This is a genomic window from Actinomycetospora endophytica (assembly GCF_021026375.1).
In the GTDB taxonomy this organism is placed as follows: domain Bacteria; phylum Actinomycetota; class Actinomycetes; order Mycobacteriales; family Pseudonocardiaceae; genus Actinomycetospora; species Actinomycetospora endophytica.
Window position 1 is genome coordinate 1,361,753 of sequence record NZ_JAJNDB010000001.1, and the last position, 18,442, is coordinate 1,380,194.

The 18,442-nt window shown below is 73.0% G+C and carries 15 protein-coding genes; 5 read left to right on the forward strand and 10 right to left on the reverse strand.

All coding sequences use genetic code 11. The annotated features are described in order from the left end of the window. The 5 genes from LQ327_RS06615 to LQ327_RS06635 form a co-directional block, all read right to left on the reverse strand. On the reverse strand, window positions 1-1,224 hold the full coding sequence (locus tag LQ327_RS06615) for an acyl-CoA dehydrogenase family protein (protein WP_230730713.1): 1,224 nt from the start codon (window positions 1,222-1,224) through the stop codon (window positions 1-3). A gap of 43 nt (window positions 1,225-1,267) precedes the next feature. Then, window positions 1,268-1,828 (reverse strand): DinB family protein, encoded by a 561-nt coding sequence (locus tag LQ327_RS06620; protein ID WP_230730714.1) that lies wholly within the window; start codon window positions 1,826-1,828, stop codon window positions 1,268-1,270. Between the two features lie 132 nt (window positions 1,829-1,960). After that, the gene (locus tag LQ327_RS06625) at window positions 1,961-2,659 is read right to left on the reverse strand and encodes a DUF2306 domain-containing protein (protein ID WP_230730715.1); all 699 of its coding nucleotides are present in this window, start codon (window positions 2,657-2,659) and stop codon (window positions 1,961-1,963) included. Window positions 2,660-2,876: 217 nt separating this feature from the next. Beyond that, window positions 2,877-4,088, reverse strand: coding sequence for an acyl-CoA dehydrogenase family protein (locus LQ327_RS06630; protein WP_230730716.1), 1,212 nt, complete (start codon window positions 4,086-4,088; stop codon window positions 2,877-2,879). A gap of 30 nt (window positions 4,089-4,118) precedes the next feature. After that, entirely contained in the window at window positions 4,119-4,667 is a 549-nt protein-coding gene (locus tag LQ327_RS06635; RefSeq protein ID WP_230730717.1) for an SCP2 sterol-binding domain-containing protein, read from the reverse strand. Window positions 4,668-4,760: 93 nt separating this feature from the next. Here LQ327_RS06635 and LQ327_RS34600 point away from each other — a divergent pair, with 93 nt between their 5' ends. The 4 genes from LQ327_RS34600 (at window position 4,761) to LQ327_RS33710 (ending at window position 9,326) form a co-directional block, all read left to right on the forward strand. Continuing rightward, the gene (locus tag LQ327_RS34600; protein WP_230730718.1) at window positions 4,761-5,393 is read left to right on the forward strand and encodes a TetR/AcrR family transcriptional regulator; all 633 of its coding nucleotides are present in this window, start codon (window positions 4,761-4,763) and stop codon (window positions 5,391-5,393) included. A 256-nt stretch (window positions 5,394-5,649) separates the two neighbouring features. Beyond that, the gene (locus LQ327_RS06645; RefSeq protein ID WP_230730719.1) at window positions 5,650-6,840 is read left to right on the forward strand and encodes an ATP-binding protein; all 1,191 of its coding nucleotides are present in this window, start codon (window positions 5,650-5,652) and stop codon (window positions 6,838-6,840) included. Between the two features lie 228 nt (window positions 6,841-7,068). Beyond that, complete coding sequence (locus tag LQ327_RS06650) at window positions 7,069-7,395, forward strand: GroES family chaperonin (RefSeq protein WP_230730720.1); 327 nt, start codon at window positions 7,069-7,071, stop codon at window positions 7,393-7,395. Beyond that, window positions 7,392-9,326, forward strand: coding sequence for a VanW family protein (locus LQ327_RS33710; protein ID WP_308286260.1), 1,935 nt, complete (start codon window positions 7,392-7,394; stop codon window positions 9,324-9,326). Before LQ327_RS06650 ends, LQ327_RS33710 begins: the two co-directional genes overlap by 4 nt. Window positions 9,327-9,385: 59 nt before the next feature. Here the strand turns inward: LQ327_RS33710 and argG are convergent, their stop codons facing one another. After that, window positions 9,386-10,801, reverse strand: a complete 1,416-nt coding sequence (gene argG, locus LQ327_RS06665; RefSeq protein WP_230730722.1) for an argininosuccinate synthase — start codon at window positions 10,799-10,801, stop codon at window positions 9,386-9,388. Between the two features lie 117 nt (window positions 10,802-10,918). Further along, on the reverse strand, window positions 10,919-12,778 hold the full coding sequence (locus tag LQ327_RS06670; protein ID WP_230730723.1) for an acyl-CoA dehydrogenase: 1,860 nt from the start codon (window positions 12,776-12,778) through the stop codon (window positions 10,919-10,921). A 205-nt stretch (window positions 12,779-12,983) separates the two neighbouring features. Here LQ327_RS06670 and LQ327_RS34605 point away from each other — a divergent pair, with 205 nt between their 5' ends. Next, on the forward strand, window positions 12,984-15,398 hold the full coding sequence (locus LQ327_RS34605; RefSeq protein ID WP_230730724.1) for an FUSC family protein: 2,415 nt from the start codon (window positions 12,984-12,986) through the stop codon (window positions 15,396-15,398). Here LQ327_RS34605 and LQ327_RS06680 read toward each other — a convergent pair. From LQ327_RS06680 to LQ327_RS06690, 3 genes are all read right to left on the reverse strand, one after another. Beyond that, on the reverse strand, window positions 15,341-16,666 hold the full coding sequence (locus LQ327_RS06680) for a D-arabinono-1,4-lactone oxidase (protein WP_230730725.1): 1,326 nt from the start codon (window positions 16,664-16,666) through the stop codon (window positions 15,341-15,343). The two genes, LQ327_RS34605 and LQ327_RS06680, sit on opposite strands and share 58 nt — an antisense overlap. Before the next feature lie 75 nt (window positions 16,667-16,741). After that, the gene (locus tag LQ327_RS06685; protein WP_230730726.1) at window positions 16,742-17,344 is read right to left on the reverse strand and encodes a DoxX family protein; all 603 of its coding nucleotides are present in this window, start codon (window positions 17,342-17,344) and stop codon (window positions 16,742-16,744) included. Window positions 17,345-17,651: 307 nt separating this feature from the next. Beyond that, window positions 17,652-18,260, reverse strand: coding sequence for a hypothetical protein (locus LQ327_RS06690; RefSeq protein WP_230730727.1), 609 nt, complete (start codon window positions 18,258-18,260; stop codon window positions 17,652-17,654). Window positions 18,261-18,442 lie beyond the last annotated feature (182 nt).

Genomic DNA, 18,442 nt, shown 5'->3' on the forward strand with positions numbered 1-18,442 from the left:
TCAGGTGAAGGCGCTGAGGCCGGTGATCTCCCGGCCGACGATCAACGTCTGCATCGTCTCGGTGCCCTCGAAGGTGTGCACCGACTCGATGTCGGCCATGTGCCGCATCACGTGGTTGTCGAGCAGGATGCCGTTGCCGCCGAGCAGGTCCCGGGCCTCGGAGAGGATCCAGCGGGCCTTGCGGGTGTTGTTCATCTTGGCGAGCCCGGCGATCGTCGGCCCGGCCCGACCCTCCTCGGCGAGGTGGGCGATCTGCATGCAGTAGAGCTGCATGCCGGTCAGCTCCGCGAGCATCCGGACGAGCCGCTCCTGGACGATCTGGAAGCTCGCGAGCGGCCGGCCGAACTGGTGGCGCTCGAGGGCGTAGCGCAGCGCCGCGTCGTACGCGGCGGTGGCGTGGCCGAGCGCGAGCCACGCGCACGTGCCCCGCGTGGTGGCGAGCAGCCGCGTGGTGTCGGCGAAGCTCTGCGCCCCCGGGAGCCGGTCGGCCTCCGGGACCCGCACGCCCTCGAGCTCGATGTCCGCCTGCCACACCGAGCGCATCGACCCCTTCCGCGGGATGACGCTCGCGGAGTAGCCCGGGGTCGAGGTGTCGACGACGAATCCGAGCACCTTCTCCGAGGAGGTGTCGCGGGCCCAGACGATCGTCCGCCCCGCGATGCTCCCGTTGCCGATCCAGCGCTTGGCGCCGTCGATCACCCAGTGGTCGCCGTCGCGGCGGGCGGTCGTCGCGAGCGCGACGGAGTCCGAGCCGTGGTCCGGTTCGGTCAGCGCGAACGCGCCGACGGTCTCCAACCGGGCCATCGGCGGGAGGAACCGCTGCTTCTGCTCCTCCGAGCCCAGCTCGTCGATCGTCTTCATCGCGAGTCCGGAGTGCACGACGAGGAAGACCGCGAGGCTGCCGTCCCCCCGCGCGAGCTCCATGTTGACCAGGCCCGAGGTCAGCGGGTCGAGTCCGGCGCCGCCGTGCGAGGAGACGTCGTCGCCCACGATCCCGAGGTCGGCCGCCTGCCGGATCAGGTCCCACGACATCTCGGCGGCGTCCCAGGCCGCGGGCGCGGCGGGCAGCACCTGGTGGTCGACGAAGCGGCGGACCGCCATGAACGTCTCCCACTGCTGCGGATCGAACCGGTCGTGCACCGAGAAGAAGTCGGTGCCCAGGGCCTCGGCGAGCTGATCGCGCACGCCGGAGGGGTCGGCATCGAGCGTGCTGTCGACGGCCATCGGTCCTCCCGGGGGACGGTGGTGGCGGCTGGAGTGCCCGTCGTCACGTCCCGGCAATCGCGCGGGCCCGATAGAGATCACGGAGCAGCGCGACCTCGGCGCCGTGGTGGATCACCTCGCGGTGGATGTGCAGGACGAGTACGGCCAGCGGCTCGGCCGCGTACGGCCCCTCGGCGGGACCGCACGGGAGGGCGAGGCCGTCCTCGCCGAGCCCCCGGACCCCCTCGGTCCACCGGGCGTAGGCGTCGTCGAGCTGGGCGAGCGCCTCGTCGGCGGTCGCGGCGTACGGATGGCTGTCCCAGTCCGCGGGCTGGCCGCCGAAGTGGCTCGCCGTGCGCATCGCGAACACCCCGACGATCACGTGGGCGAGCCGCCACGCGATCGTCGTCACCGGCGGTGGTTCCGGCGGCGGGAACGCGAAGTCGATCACCATGTCGCCGCCGCCGACGGGCGCCGTCCTCGCCTCGGACCGCGGGCGCACGTTCCAGGCGCCCGGCACGGGTTCCCAGCGGTACTCGTCGTCGGTCAGCCCGTCCAGGCGCGGGCGCAGCGAGTGCTCCCAGTGGAAGCGCAGCTGGTCTCCCAGCAGGTCGTTCCAGATCACGGTCGCCCCCTTCCGCCCGGGACGGTATCGACCAGGATCTGAGGTGGGCCCTGATGTCAGCGACGGACCATCGCTGACAGCTGACGTCAGGACGGCGCCACTCTCACATCGGTGTGCCACCCCGGTGCGACCTCACACGGCGGGTCCGACGGCGACACGACGACGCACCGGGCCCGGGCGAGGACCGACGCGCAGGTAGGCCTCGGCCAGCGCGACGTGCAGGACGAGGGCCAGCCAGAAGCTGACGCCGAACCACGGCGCACCCCGCCCGTCCTGGATCGCGAGCACCCCGACGAGCTGGAACACCCCGACCCACACCCGGATCGTGCCGACCCCGAGCGCGACGGCGAAGGCCCGGATCATCCACCGTCGGTGGGCGAGCACGTCGCGTCGACGCACCGCCCGCCGGCCGAGGACGAGCGTGATCAGGAACCAGACCCCGAACACCGCGGCGGCCCCGGTCTCGGTCGGTCCGCCGAACGGGAACCACACCCCGACGACGACGGCGAGCACCCCGCTGAGCAGGCCGGCCGTCACCAGGACCCGGCCGAGGCGGCGGTGCCCGACGAGGTGGCGGGACCGGAACCGGCCCGAGAGCTGGAACAGCGCTCCCAGCAGGAAGACCATCCCCGGCACGATGTGCACGTAGGCGGGCACCGGGTGCGCCACGTAGCGGTACTGGAACGAGTCGGCGCGCGGGAGCACGCCCGTCACCACGCCCGGGACGTCGGTGACCAGGCGCACGGCGAAGAAGACCAGCACCACGCCGGCGAGCACCCCGACCACGACCCACACCCCACGGCGCCGCCCTGCCCAGGACCGCATCGCCATGCCCTCACCGTTCCGTGACCGGTCGGCGAGATCCACCCCGGGCGTCCAGGTCGGCTCGGCGAGGGAGCCGCTGCACGTCGAGCGGATCTCCGATCAGCCCCACAGCGGCTCCCTGATCTTCGACGTCCCACGACCCGACCGAACGCACACAGCGCCGGCCACGAGGGCGAACCGTCGTGACCGGCGCCGTCGTGCACCGCCGGGGAGCGGGGTCCGATCAGGCGATGTGCCGCCCGGAGATGGAGCGGGCGATGACGAGCTGCTGGATCTGCTCGGTGCCCTCGAAGATGTCGTAGATCTTGGAGTCGCGGTGCATGCGCTCCACCGGGTGCTCCCGGGAGTACCCGGCGCCGCCGAGGACCTGGATCGCGCGCTCGGTGGCCCACACCGCGGTGCGGCCGGCCTTGAGCTTGGACATCGAGCCCTCGCCCGCCTCGAACGGCACGCCGTTGCGGCCCATCCACGCCGCGCGCCAGACGAGCAGCCGCGCCGCGTCGATCTCGGTCTTCATGTCGGCGAGGGTGAACGCGATCGACTGGTTGTCGATGATGGGCCGCCCGAACGTCTCGCGACCCTTCGCGTACTCCAGCGCGTACTCGTACGCCGCCCGCGCGATGCCGATCGCCTGCGAGCCGACGGTCGGCCGCGAGAGCTCGAAGGTCTGCATCGCGGCCGAGCCCGAGGACCGCTGGCCCTCGCGCGCCCGGGCCAGACGCTCGTCGAGCTTCTCCTTGCCGCCGAGCAGGCAGGAGCCGGGGACGACGACGTCGTCGAGGAAGACGTCCGCGGTGTGCGAGGCGCGCAGCCCCATCTTCTTGATCTTGCGGGTCGACTCCAGGCCGGGCGTCCCCGGCGGCACGACGAACGCGGCCTGGCCGCGGCTGCCGAGCGAGGAGTCGACGACCGCCTGCACCACGTGGATGTTCGCGATCCCGCCGTTGGTCGCCCAGGCCTTCTGGCCGGAGAGCGTCCACTGGTCCTTGGCCTCGTCGTAGACCGCCCTGGTCCGCATCGCCGAGACGTCGGAGCCCGACTCCGGCTCGGACGAGCAGAACGCGGCGACCTGGACGTCGGAGGCGTCGCCGTAGCACTGCGGGATGAACTCGACCATCTGCTCGGGCGTGCCCGACGAGAAGATGCCGGCGACGGCGAGGGTGGTCCCGAAGATCGCCATCCCGATGCCGCCGTCGCCCCAGAAGAGCTCCTCGTTGACGATCGGCAGCGACAGCCCGGTCTCGTCACCCCAGAAGGACGCGAGCGTCTCGAAGTTGTAGAGCTCGATCTTCGCGGCCTCCTGCAGGACGGGCCACGGAGTCTCCTCGCGCTCGTCCCACTCCGGCGCGGCGGGCCGGATCACCTCCTCGGCGAAGCCGTGCGCCCAGTCGCGGAGGTCGGTGTGGTCCTCGGACAGTTCCATCGAGAACGCCATGTCAGCGCCTTTCCGTGTCGCGAGGCCGGGTCAGGCCGACGGGATGGTGAACATCTTCTGCAGGGCGGTGGCGAACCCGACGTCGCCGGAGACCTTGAGCTTGCGGGTCATGAACAGCGTGATCGGGTTGGCGTTGTTCGTGACGACCTTGAGGAACTCCGTGCCGTTCATGAACAGCTCGGTGCGGGGGTCCTCGTCGAGGCTGGTGGAGACCGCGCAGGAGCCGTGCTGCATCGCGGTCTGGTAGTCGTCGCTGCCGCCGCCGGGCGCGCCGGTGACGTGCCAGTGCACGACCTGACGCTTCGAGCTCGCGCCCGACGACGAGTAGAACTCGCTCATCCGGCCGAAGATCGCGTCGATCACGGGGCGACGCGCATCGGAGTTCATGACGGCCTCGAGCTGGGACTTGCTCGCGCCCTTCACGAGGCGGGCGAAGACCGAGGCGTCCACGGTCTTCGCGCCCTCGGGCTCGGCGAGCGCGTCGCGCATCGTCGCGACCAGGTCGTCCTCGGAGAGCGTCTTCAGGTCGACGCTGCGACCCAGCTCGTTCACGTCGATCTTCTCGGCCACGGCCTTCACTCCGGCATCGTCGTCAGGGGTGGACGCGGGTTTCCGGTACCCCCGGTCCCGCCTTCGCTCGCTACTTTACGCAGTAGTAGATAAGATGCAAGCGTGACCCCCACCGCCCGTCGTCGCCTCGCCCCGGAGGTCCGGCGGCGCCAGGTGCTCGACGCCGCGATCGCGGTCTTCTCCGAGGAGGGACTGCACGGCGCGTCGATGGACGCGATCGCCGCGCGGGCCGGGGTGTCGAAGCCGTCGGTCTACGCGCACGGCGGCACCAAGGACGAACTGTTCGCCGCGTGTCTGGCCCGCGAGGCGGAGCGGTTGATGACGGCGATGACGACGGCCGTCGGGTCCGCCGGCGACGGCGAGGGTCCCGACGACGCCGAGGCGCGCCTGTTCCGCGCGCTGCGCGCCTTCTTCCACGCGGTGACCACGCATCGCCAGGGCTGGACGGTGCTCTACCGGCAGGCCTCCACGGGGGAGTTCGCCGGCCGGGTCGACGCGGCCCGGCGCGCGATCGTGCGCCGCGCCGCCGAGCTGCTCGCGGCCGAGCTCGGCGGGTCGGTCGAGGCGGCCGAGCCGGTCGCGCACACCCTGGTCGGCGCCGCGGAGGGGCTCACCGACTGGTGGCTCGGGACCGAGCACCCGGCGACCGACGAGCCACCGGCCGACGTCCTCGCCCGGATGCTCACCGCCGTGGTGTGGCCGGGTCTGGACCGGCTCCGGGCACTCCCGATGTGAGCGAATGGCACCTTCGGTCGACCAGACCGAGCGACGGTGCCCTTCGCTCACAACGCCCCGCCGACCGAGATTCCGGCGAGGGGCGCCCACCGCCGGATAGATCGAGCGAAGGGACCCTTCGCTCGGAATCGGGCCGTATCCGCTCGTCTAGCTCGAGCGCTAGACACCGCTAGAACTCCCGATCGGGCGACACGCCGATCGCCGTTTCTCGTGACGTATCGGGCGATCGCTAGAGAGGCCCATACTGTTCGAGGGCATGGACCCGGTGCGCAATCCGTTCGCCCCCGGGGCCGGCCAGCGCCCACCCGAGCTGGCCGGCCGCGACAAGGAGCTGACCGCGTTCGACGTCGTGCTCGAGCGCGTCGCCCGCGGACGCCCGGAGCGCAGCCTCGTGCTCACCGGGCTGCGCGGGGTCGGCAAGACGGTGCTGCTCGGCGAGCTGCGCTCGATGGCGGTCCGCGCCGGATGGGGCGCGGGGAAGATCGAGGCCCGCCCGGACGCCGACCTCCGGCGCCCGCTCGCCGCCGCCCTGCACCGTGCGGTCCGCGACCTGGCGGTCCGGCACCGCGCCCCGGACCGGGTGGAGGAGACCCTCGGCGTCCTCAAGGCGTTCGCGCTCAAGGCGACCCCGTCCGACGCCAAGCTCAAGGACCGGTGGCAGCCCGGCATCGACGCGCCGGTCCAGAACGGCCGCGCCGACTCGGGCGACATCGAGATCGACCTCGTCGAGCTGTTCGGGGTGGTGGCCGAGCTCGCCGCGGACGTCGGGGTGGGGGTGGCCCTGCTCATCGACGAGATGCAGGACCTGCAGGTCGACGACGTCTCGGCGCTGTGCGCGGCCTGCCACGAGCTCTCCCAGTCCGGGGCACCGCTCGTCGTCGTCGGCGCCGGTCTGCCGCACCTGCCCGCGGTCCTCTCCGCCTCGAAGTCCTACTCCGAGCGGCTGTTCCGGTACGTACGCATCGGTCAGCTCGACCGGGCCGACGCCGACTTCGCGCTCACCGCCCCGGCCGAGCGCGAGGACGCGAAGCTGACCCAGGAGGCGCTCGACGCGCTCTACGAGGTCTCCGGCGGCTACCCGTACTTCGTCCAGGCCTACGGCAAGGCGGCCTGGGACGCGGCGGTGCAGAGCCCGATCGACGCCGAGGACGTGCGGGTCGCCGCCCCGGACGCGGGCGCCGAGCTCGCCGTCGGGTTCTTCGGCTCCCGCTACGAGCGGGCCACGCCCGCCGAGCGCGAGTACCTGCAGGGGATGGCCGAGCTGTCCGACGGCACCGACGACGCGGTCCTGACCTCCGAGCTCGCGAAACACCTCGGCAAGCGGGCCTCATCGCTCTCACCGGCCCGCGACAGCCTGCTGCGCAAGGGGCTGGTGTTCTCCGCGGAGCGCGGCTGGATCGCCTTCACCGTCCCGCACTTCGGCCGGTTCCTGCTCGGACGCCACTAGACCGGGCACGGAGCGTGGGCGTCACCGTGGCTCCTGCGCTGTCCGGGTGAAGCTGACGAGAGCGGTAACGAACGGCGGCCCCGGGACGACACACCACACGAGCCCCGTGGCGCTGCCGGACCCCCGACCTGGCAGAGCCACGGGGCTTCTTCATGTCCCGGTCAAGATCACCCCACGTCCGGGCGACCGGCCGGACCGGGCGATCCGACCTCCCCGTACGATTCCGACGTGTCGGACCCCCGGCTGGAAATCCAGATGCTGCACGATCGTGTGCTCGTCTGCCCGACCCCCGGCGAGGGCGAACGGCGCAGCACCGGCGGCATCGTCATCCCCGCCACCGCCTCGGTGTCGAAGCGGCTCGCGTGGGGCGAGGTCCACGGCACGGGGAACCACGTCCGGACGGTCAAGGTCGGGGACCGCGTCCTCTACGGACCCGACGACCACGCCGAGGTGGAGATCGACGGCACCTCGTACGTCGTGCTGCGGGAGCGCGACCTGCACGCCGTGGCCAGCGAGAAGATCGAGCCGACGAGCGGGACGGGGCTCTACCTGTGACGACTCCTCCGAATCCGACCCCACCGGGCGGCACGCGGACCGACGACGACCCGTTCGGCGACGACGCCACCCGGTCGCTGGCCGCCGAGCCCGCCCCGGAGTCCGACGCCGAGACGACGGTGCAGCTCCCGCCGGTCCCGGGCCCGGCGGAGACGTCGACCACCGGAGGAGGCGGGGCCGGCCGCACCCGGAGGCGGCTGCTGATCGGGAGCGGGGCCCTCGTCGGGCTACTCGTCCTGCTCTACGTCGTCGACCTGCTCGTCTCGGCCACCGACGTGCCGCGCGGGGTCACCGTGGGCGGCGTCGCGATCGGCGGGATGAACCGGCTCGCCGCCGAGAGCGCGCTGCGCAGCGACCTCGAACCGCGCGTGACCCGCCCGGTCACGCTCGTCGCGGGCACCGACGCCGGCGCCCCGACCGCCACCATCGACCCGCGATCGGCCGGGCTCGACCTCGACGTGGACGCCACGATCGACCAGGCCGGCGAGCAGCCGCTGAACCCGTTCACCCGGCTGTCGTCGTTCTTCACCGACCGCGAGGTGCCCCCGATCAGCAAGGGCAACCCGGTCGCCGTCGGGCAGGCCGTCGACCGGGTCCGCCCCCAGCTCGACCGCCCGTCGGTCGAGGGCACCATCCGGTTCGACGGCGACCGCCCGGTGCCGGTGCCATCCGCCCCGGGCCACGTCGTCGACACCGGTGCCGCCCCCGCCGTCGTCCTCGAGCACTGGCTCGACCCCGCCCCGGTCGCGCTGCCCGTCACGCCCCAGCCGGTGTCGGTCACGCAGGAGGGCATCGACACCGCGATGCGCGACGTGGCGCAGCCCGCGGTGGCCGCGCCGGCCTACGTCGTCGGGTCCGGGCGCAACGCCACGCTGTCCCCCGGCGAGATCGGCTCGTTCCTGAAGTTCGACCCCGACGGGTCCGGTGGGCTGAAGCCGCGGGTCGACGTGCCGACCGCGCAGGCGGTCGTCGACAAGGACCTCTCCTCGACCGAGGCCGAGCCCAAGGACGCCACGTTCTCGTTCGCGGGGGACGCCGCGACCGTCGTCCCCGCCGTCACCGGGCGCACCATCGACTACCAGAAGACGTTCGCCGGCCTCCTCGACGCGCTGGGCAAGCAGGGCGACCCGACCCCGCCGACGACCTTCACGCCACCGCCGGTCCCGCCGGGTGGCACCCGCGCCGACCCGCCGCCCGCCACCGGCCGCGCGGTCAACGCCGTCTACACGACGACGCCGCCGAAGGTCACCACCGAGGCGCTGCAGGCCATCGGCCCGGCCACCGTCATCGGCGAGTTCCAGACCACCGGCTTCGCCGCGGACTCCGGGCAGAACATCAAGCGGGTCGCCGACCAGGTCAACGGCGCGACGGTGAAGCCGGGCGACACGTTCAGCCTGAACGACTTCACCGGCCCACGCGAGGCCGCCCAGGGCTACGTCGAGGCCGGGATCATCGAGGACGGCGTGCCCGACCGCGGCGTCGGCGGCGGCATCTCGCAGTTCTCGACGACGCTCTACAACGCGACCTACTTCGCCGGGCTCGACGAGGTCGAGCACAAGGAGCACAGCTACTACATCAGCCGCTACCCGGCCGGCCGCGAGGCGACCGTGTTCGACGGCGTGATCGACCTGAAGTTCCGCAACGACGGGACCACGCCGATCCTCATTCGGACCCTCTGGACGCCGTCGTCGATCAAGGTCCAGATCCTCGGGCAGAAGCGGTACGACGTCACCTCGCAGACCGGGAACCGCACCAACCCGGTGCCCGCGGGCGTCAAGAGCCTCGCCGGCAACCCGAAGTGCAAGCCGTCCAAGGGCGTCGACGGGTTCACGATCACCGACACCCGGGTGCTCAAGGACGTGAAGACCGGTCAGACGACGTCCGAGCCGCGGACCGTGCGCTACAACCCGGAGCCGCAGATCACCTGCTAACGCATGTGAGTGGATTTGGTCGTGGGAACGACCAAATCCGTTCACATGGGCCGCAGGCCCTAGTCCGTACCGCTCTCCATCGCGGCCCGGTCCAGCGCGGTCTCGTCGACGGGCTCCTGGTCGCCGCGGCCGGCGATCTGCCGCGCGCGGCCCTGCTCGATCTCGCCGACGAACGCCGCCTGCCCGGTGAGCTGGCCCATCGCCGCGTACTGCTCGAGCTTCTCGCGCGAGTCCGCGATGTCGAGGTTGCGCATGGTCAGCTGGCCGATCCGGTCGACCGGGCCGAACGCGGCGTCCTCGGTGCGCTCCATCGAGAGCTTGTCCGGGTGGTAGGAGAGGTTCGGCCCGGCGGTGCGCAGGATCGAGTAGTCCTCGCCGCGGCGCAGGCGCAGCGTCACCTCGCCGGTCACCATCGCGGCGACCCAGCGGGTGAGGCTCTCGCGCAGCATGATCGACTGCGGGTCGAGCCAGCGGCCCTCGTAGAGCAGCCGGCCCAGGCGGCGGCCCTCCTGGTGGTAGTTCGCGATCGTGTCCTCGTTGTGGATCGCGTTGACCAGGCGCTCGTAGGCGATGAACAGCAGCGCCATCCCGGGCGCCTCGTAGACGCCGCGGCTCTTGGCCTCGATGATCCGGTTCTCGATCTGGTCGGACATCCCGAGCCCGTGGCGCCCGCCGACGGCGTTGGCCTCCGTCACGAGCGCGACGCGGTCGTCGAAGCGCTGCCCGTTGATCGCGACCGGGTAGCCCTGCTCGAACCGGATCGTCACGTCCTCGGGCTCGATCGTGACGGACTGATCCCAGAACGGGACGCCCATGATCGGGTCGACGATCTCGAGGGACTCGTCGAGGTGCTCGAGGGTCTTCGCCTCGTGCGTGGCGCCCCAGATGTTGGCGTCGGTGGAGTACGCCTTCTCCTTGCTGGCGCGGTACGGCAGGCCCCGCTCGGTGAGCCATTGGGACATCTCCGCGCGGCCGCCGAGCTCGTCGACGAACGCGGCGTCCAGCCACGGCTTGTAGATCCGCAGGTTCGGGTTGGCGAGCAGGCCGTAGCGGTAGAACCGCTCGATGTCGTTGCCCTTGTAGGTCGACCCGTCGCCCCAGATGGACACGTCGTCGGACTGCATCGCGCGCACCAGCAGCGTGCCGGTCACCGCGCGCCCGAGCGGGGTGGTGTTGAAGTAGGGCCGGCTGCCGGAGCGGATGTGGAAGGCGCCGCACATCAGAGCGACGAGGCCCTCCTCGACCAGCGGGCCGCGGCAGTCGACCAGCCGCGCGATCTCGGCGCCGTACTGCTTCGCCCGGTCGGGCAGCGAGGCCATGTCGTCCTCGTCGTACTGCCCGAGGTCGGCCGAGTAGGCGCAGGGCACGGCTCCGCGCTCACGCATCCACGCGACCGCGACGGAGGTGTCCAGACCTCCCGAGAACGCGATCCCGATCCGCTCGCCGGCAGGAAGACTGGTCAGCACCTTCGACACGCGCGAAAACCTATCTGCCGGTCGGTTGTGACCCGCAGATCACCCTTCGCCTGAGGCACGTGCGTGCGTTTCCGTGCCTGAGCACGGAAACGCACGCACGAGGCCGAAGGCCGACGATCAGAACGAGGCGATGTCCACGTCCATGATCGCGTTGTCCGCGCCCTCGACGATCGCCCGCCGGGCGGTCAGCTCGGGCAGGACGTTGCGGGCGAAGAACCGCGCGACGGCGATCTTGCCCTCGTAGAACGCGGTGTCCTTCGCCGAGGCCCCGCCGTCGAGCGCGCCGATGGCGACCTCGGCCCCGCGCAGCAGCAGGTAGCCGATGAGCATGTCGCCGACACTCAGCAGGAACCGGACCGCGTGCTGACCGACCTTGTAGAGGCTGGTGACGTCCTCCTGCGAGGAGGTCAGGTAGCCGATCATCGAGCCGAGCATCGCCTGGACGTCGCCCAGGGCGGTCGCCAGGAACGCGCGCTCCTCCTTGAGCCGGCCGTTCCCGCCCTCGCTCTCGAGGAAGCCCTGGACGAGGCCGGCCACGTGCATGAGCGCCTGGCCGTTGTCCTTGACGATCTTGCGGAAGAAGAAGTCCTGCGACTGGATCGCCGTGGTGCCCTCGTAGAGCGAGTCGATCTTGGCGTCGCGGATGTACTGCTCGACGGGGTAGTCCTGCAGGTACCCCGAGCCACCGAGGGTCTGCAGCGCCTCCGTGAGCTTCTCGTACGCCCGCTCGGAGCCCACGCCCTTGACGATCGGCAGGAGCAGGTCGTTGACCTTCTCCGCGAGCGCCAGGTCCTCGGCCGAGACCGTGCCGGAGTCGGCGTCCGGGGCCTCGCCGAGGCGCACCGTGTCCTGGTAGGTCGCGGTGAACGCGTAGACGGCCCGGAGCCCCTCGGCGTACGCCTTCTGCGTCATGAGCGCGCGACGGACGTCCGGGTGGTTCGTGATCGGCACGCGCGGCGCGGCCTTGTTGGTCTGCTGGGTGAGGTCGGCGCCCTGGATGCGCTCCTTGGCGTACTCGAGGGCGTTGAGGTAGCCCGTCGAGAGGGTGCCGATGGCCTTCGTGCCGACCATCATCCGGGCGTACTCGATGACCTGGAACATCTGCGCGATGCCGTCGTGCACCTCGCCGAGCAGGTACCCGGTGGCCGGCACGCCGTTGCCCGAGAAGGTGAGCTCGCAGGTGGCGGAGGCGTTGAGCCCCATCTTGTGCTCGACGTTCGTGACGAAGGCGCCGTTGCGCTCGCCCGGCTCGCCGGTCTGCGGGTCGAAGTGGAACTTCGGCACGAGGAAGAGCGAGAGGCCCTTGGTGCCCGGCTTCGCGCCCTCCGGGCGGGCCAGCACCAGGTGCAGGATGTTCTCGACGAGGTCGTCGGAGTCGGCCGAGGTGATGAAGCGCTTGACGCCCTCGATCGTCCAGGTGCCGTCGCCGTTGTCCCTGGCCTTGGTGCGCCCGGCGCCCACGTCCGACCCGGCGTCGGGCTCGGTGAGCACCATCGTCGCGCTCCAGGCGCGGTCGACCATGACCTGCGCCCAGTGCTTCTGCAGCTCGGTGCCGTTGCGGTAGATCACCGAGGCGAAGTTCGGGCCGGTCATGTACATGAACACCGGCGCGTTGGCGCCGAGGATCATCTCGGCGGCCGACCACTGCACGGACGGCGGCACGCCCATCCCGCCGATCGCGTTGTCGGCCGAGAGGCGCCACCACTCCGCGTCCCACATCGCGCGGTAGGACTTCTTGATGCCCTCGTCGAGGTGGGCGGTGTGGGTCTGCGGGTCGAAGCGGACCGGGTTGCGGTCACCGGACTCGTAGGACGCGGCCAGCGGGCCCTCCGCGAGCGCGGCGGCCTCGTGGAGCAGCGCCCGCGCCGTCTCCTCGTCGGTCTCGGCGAACGGACCGACCCCGAAGCGGTCCTGCACGCGCAGGAGCTCGAAGAGGTTGAACTCGATGTCGCGGACGTTGGCGCGGTAGTGACTCATCCGGATCTCGCTCCGTCTCGAAGGTCGGCGCCCGGCAGGGGCACGAGCCGGTCGTACCGGCGGGTAACCACAGAGTATTACCGGGTGGTAACCCTGTCGAGAGCCGCCTGGCGCACCGTCGTCGCAGCCGTCGGCCGCGGCCGGGACGTGGGACACTCCCGGCCCGGGGATCCGGGGTCACGAGGAGGGGACTCACACGGTGCGGGTGGCCACGACGCGGGCACTGGAGTCCCTGCGCACGCTGCTGGTCACGGCCGATCCGGGGCTCGCGCGGCTGCGGCTGGCCACGGTGGCGGTGGCCTCGATGGCGCTGGCGGCGGGGCTCGTCTCGCTCGGCCGGGCGACCGTGCTCACCGGCGAGCCGGTCACCATCGTGCTGTTCGCCGGCGTGCTCGCGATGATCTCCAACCTCGCGGTCAACGAGACGTCGCTGCCCCGCCAGCGGGTCACCACCGTGCTCATGACGGTCCCGGCGCTCGTGGCGACGGTCGCCGGCACGCTGCTCTCGCCGTACCGGGTGGTCGCCGACGTCGTCTTCGTCCTGGTCATGGTCGGCGCGGTCTACGTGCGCCGCTTCGGGCCGCGCGGGTTCGCGCTCGGCCAGGGCGCCTTCATGGCCTTCTTCTTCACGCAGTTCCTCAAGGCCCAGCCGGCCCAGGTGCCCGCGCTCTGCGTGGCCGTCCTCCTCGGGATCGGCTCGACGCTGCTGCTGCGCGGGGTGCTGTTCGCCGAGCGGCCGGAGCGGACGCTGCGCCGGCTCGTCGACGCGTTCCGGGCCCGGGCGCACGAGATGGTCCTGCGGGTCGACGACGTGCTGGAGGCCGCGCAGGAGAGCGTCCCCGAACACCCCGTCGCCGGCCGGTCCCCGGGTGCCGAGCACGAGCAGGTCGGCGAGGTCGTCCTCGAGCGGCTCTACCGCGCGCGGCGGCGTCTCAACGAGACCGCCCTGCTGGTCGAGGACCAGCTCGAGCGCACCACGGCCGAACGCGTCTGGCCCGGCCTGGAGAACGACGTGCTCGCCCTGCGGGTCGTCGACACCGAGCTCGGGCTGGAGCGGCTCGGGGTGGCGGTGCGGCGGATGGTCCGCACCGGCGAGCCCGGGTCGGGGGAGGCCGACCAGCGCCCGACCCCGCTCGCCCTCACCGCGCTGCGCACCGGCCTGGTGCACCTCGGGCGCGCGCTGGAGCGGCGCGTCCCGCACCGCCGGGTCCTCGGTGAGCTCGCCGACGCGCGGGGGGCGGTCGCCGGGCTGGTCGCCGACATCCGCCCCGGGCACGAGCGGGTGCAGCGCGCGGCGTTCGCGGTCCGCCGCGTCTCCGACTCCGTCGAGTACGCCCAGCGCGACGCCCCGGCCCGCCCGGGCGACGCCACGACCGAGGGCATCGCCCTGCCCGGTGTGCCGCGCAGCGCGTCCCCGGTCGAGGTCGCGGGGGAGGCCGCCGGCGACGGCATCGCCGACGGCCGGCCGGATCCGCCGGGCACGGCGGGCGGCGCCGAGGAGGAGAAGCGCGACGCCGGGCTGCTGCTCACCACGCGCCAGGCGGTGCAGGTCGGGGTCGGGACGACGCTCGCGATCGTCATCGGCGAGCTGCTCGCGCCGCAGCGCTGGTACTGGGCGGTCATCGCCGCCTTCGTCGTGTTCGCCAACACCAACAGCCGCGGCGACCTGCTCTCGCGGGGCTGGGGCCGCGTCGTCGGGACCGTCGGCGGGGTGGCCGCCGGGATGGCCCTGGCCGCGCTGACCGCGGGCAACCAGACCGTCTCCCTGATCCTGCTGTTCGTGTGCGCGTTCCTCGCGCTGTACCTGGTCCGGGTCTCGCCCGGCATGCTGGCGTTCTGGATCACCGCGGTGCTCGCGCTGGTCTACGGGCTGATCGGCCAGTTCAGCGTCGAGACGCTGCTGCTGCGCATCGAGGAGACCCTGGCCGGGGTCGTGGCGAGCGTCCTGGCGGCGTTCCTCGTGCTGCCCAAGGGCACCCGGGAGGCCTTCGGCGAGTCGGTCGAGGCGTTCGTCGACACCGCCGACGACGTCCTCACCGGCGCCGTCGGGACCATCCTCGGGCAGAGTTCGACGCCGCCGCTGGAGCGCGCGCGGGACATGGACACCGCGCTGGCGACGCTGCGGGCCCGGGTGCGGCCGCTGCTCGTCGACACCCCCAAGCGCCGCGGACGCTCCAGCCACCGCCGGGCGCTGCGGGTGTTCGTCGTCGTCGACCACTACGCCCGGGCGCTCGCCCGCCTCGCCGCCGACCTCGGCACCACGCCCGATCCCGGCTGGTCCCCGACGCTCTCCCCGGCCCTGCAGGCGGTGCGGGACAACCTCGACGGCCTGCGCGACGTCGTGGTGCGCGGGAAACGGCGCTCCGACGGCGGACAGGTCCTGGTCGGTTCCGCCGAGGAGCTCGTCGACCGGGCCGAGGCGTACGCCGCCCGCGGCCAGGACCCGCACCGCCGCCAGGACGCACTCGTCGTCACCCGGCTGCTGCGCCGCATCGACCAGGCCGTCGTCGCGCTGGCCGTCGACCTCGGGGCCGCCCGGGACGAGGAGGCCGAGGAGGTCCGTCAGTCGCCGAGCACCCGGGCCAGCGCCGGGTTGGTGAACACCCGGTCCGGGTCGTAGGCGTCGCGGACCCGCAGGAAGTCGCCGAGCCGGGGGTAGGCGGCCGCGACGTCGTCGGGCGCGAAGTCGTGGCGGGTGCCCCAGTGCGGCCGGCCGCCGTGGTCGCGCAGCACCGCCGACGCGCGGTCGAGGACCGGCCCGGGGTCGGTGCCGCGGGGGACGCGCACCGCGAGCCACCCGGTCGGGCGGCCGTGGGCGGGGTGCAGCCAGCCGGGTTCGGGCGGCCCGACCCGCATCCGGATCGGCAGCCCCGTCTCGAGCCCGTCGGCCAGGCCGGTGAGCAGGTCGCGGAGCCCGTCGGCGAGGGCCTCGCGCGGCAGCGCCCACTCGGTCTGCTCGTAGCGCACGGCCGGCGGGTCGGACAGCACGCGGTGGCCGGCGCCGGTGGCGGACACGGTCCGCGCGAGGCGGGACACCACCCGGTTCAGCGACGGGGCGAGCCGCGGCAGGGCCCGCTCGACGACGACCGCCCCGCCCAGCGCCGTCCGCCCGGTGGCGCCCGCGCTGGTGATCCCGACAGTGCGCTCGCGCGCGTCCTTCGGGTCGGCCTCGTCCTCGGAGCCGGGCTCCTCGACCGGCTCCGCCGGGTCCACGTACTCCGCCCAGCGGGCCAGAGCGGTCGGGGAGGAGGGGAAGAGGGCGGCCTCCGCGAGGTCGTGGCCCTCCCAGAAGGCGGGGTCGAGGATCTCGTCGAGTGGCCGGGAGGAGCGCGTGACCCGCACCGGGACGGCGGGCACCGCCGCGAGCTCGACGTCGAGCACGACCCCGAGCGCGCCGAGCGCGGTGCGGGCGGCGTCGAGGTCGGCGCGGGGCACGTCGCGGACCTCGCCGCGGCCGTCGACGATGCGCATCCCGAGGACCTGGTCGGAGAGCGATCCGTGGCCCGCGGCGCTGCCGTGGGCGCCGACCGCGAGGGCACCGCCGACGGTGGGCTCCCGCAGGTCGAGCGGGACCGCGAGCGCGAGACCGCGCTCGGCGAGGGCCTCCTGCAGCTCACCGACGGTGGTGCCGGCCCGGACCCGCACGGTGGCCTGGCCGCTGCCCGGACCGCCGGCCGAGACCGCCGTGATCCCGGAGAACGCGGAGGCGTCGAGGTGGACGCCGTCGGTGACGGCGAGGTCGGAGAAACTGTGGCCGGAGCCGACGGGGCGGACGGTCTGGCCGCGCTCGGCGGCGCGGCGGACCACCCCGGCGACCCCGGCCTCGTCGAGCGGCCGCGCGGTCGCCACGGGCCGGCACCGCTGCCCGCCCGACCAGTTCGTCCACATCCGGGTCACCCTATGACCCCGCGGGTCCGGTGCGAGCGGGGTCGGCGGTGACCGACCCGTGCGTCCGCGCGCGTGTCAGGCGACGAACTTGCCGATCGCGACGTCGACGCCGTCGCGGACCGTCGCGGCCGTGGTGCCCGCGGCCGTGCGGGCGCCCTCGGCCCACTCGCTGACCTCGGACCCGACGTCGGACGAGTGCCCGCCCAGGCTCTCGGTCTTCTTGACGAGCTTGCGACGGGCCCGGCGGGCACGCCAGCCCAGCGACGGCTTTCCCTCGGTGTCCACCGCGGCGAGGATCAGGCCGCCGAGCAGGCCGAGGTTCTTGAGGAAGTGCGTCTGCTGGGCGCTGCGCTCGGCCGGGTCCTTGGCCTCCCAGAAGGGGTGCGCGGTGACCGTGGTCGGGATGACGCTCCCGGCCAGCAGCAGCGAGGCGAGACGCGGGAACTTGCCGAGGGCCAGCAGCACGCCGCCCCCGATCTTCACGCCCGCGTCGATCCGGACGAGCTGCTCGGGCTCGGTCGGCACCTGGGACGGGAGCTTGTCCCCGACGGCGTCCTGGGCCTGCGCCACCTTGGGCGCGATCATCCCGACGCGCGGCTCCGGGTTGAGCAGGGTGTCGATCCCGCCCTTGATGAACACCGCGGCCAGCATGGGCCGGGCGAGGCGACGGACCAGCATGGGCAAGACCTCCGACGGCAGGGATGGGTGGCCGGGGCGATACCCGGCGCCGGGTCGGGGCACACCTCACCACGCCCGGCCGCCACCGTCGTGCGGACCCCTGTCGACGGTCCGGTCCGCCCGGCGTCGTGCCCCGGACACACGACGAGGGGCACCCCCGACCGCTCCCCAGCCGCGGAGGTGCCCCTCTAGCTCGTGTCGCCTACCCCGTGTCGCCTCCCTGATGTCGCCGGTCCGATGTCACGTGTCTCGTGTCGCCGCTGCGTCGCGGCCGTTCCGGACTCCCCCGACGGGACCGGACCGGTGACTAGCGACGCAGGACGTGGCGCCCGCTGTCGGGCTCGACCCGGGGGCGACGACGCCGCTCGGCGCGACGACGCATCTCGTCCTCGGCCGACGCGGCGTGGTGCCGGTCGTCGTCGTGACGGATCTCGTCCTCGTAGCGCGGCGGCGGGGGCGGCGCCGTCTCCACCGGGGCGAGCCCCCGGCGTGACCGGCCCTGCGCCGGGAAGGGTCCCGACCCCGGGTGGGGCTCCGGGATGCTCGGCTCGGCGGGGCGACGCCGCTCCTCGAGCCGGTCGTACCGGTCGTCGTGACGCCCGCGACCCCGCTCGTCGGCCGACGTCCGGACCTCGTGCGCGATCGACCGGAAGATCGGCGTCGCCTCGAGCTCCGAGAGCGCCGGCAGGGCGGTCAGCGCCGGACGGGCGCCCTCCGCCCGGGCGCGCCGGGCCCGCTCGTAGCGCTCCTGCTCGTACCGTTCGTGCGCGAGCCGCTCGTGCGCCAGCCGCTCCGAGTCGGCCGGCTGCCTCGGGGCGCCGACACGCTCGAGCCGCGCGGGCTCGTCATACGTCCACTGCCCGTACGAGTCGAGACGCCATCCGCCGCGCACCGACTCCTCTCGCCACACCCACATGTCTTCCACCTCCGCCGTTGCACCACACGGTTGTGCTGACGCTGGGGCGAACGGCCCCGTTCGCTCGCGTCAACAGGCCCAACGGCAGCTGTGTGGCGCACCTTGTGGGCGACGCGCCGAGTCAATCGCGACACGCCCGAACACCCCCTGACCGTGTGTCACTCCACTGGTGCAGGAGGGAG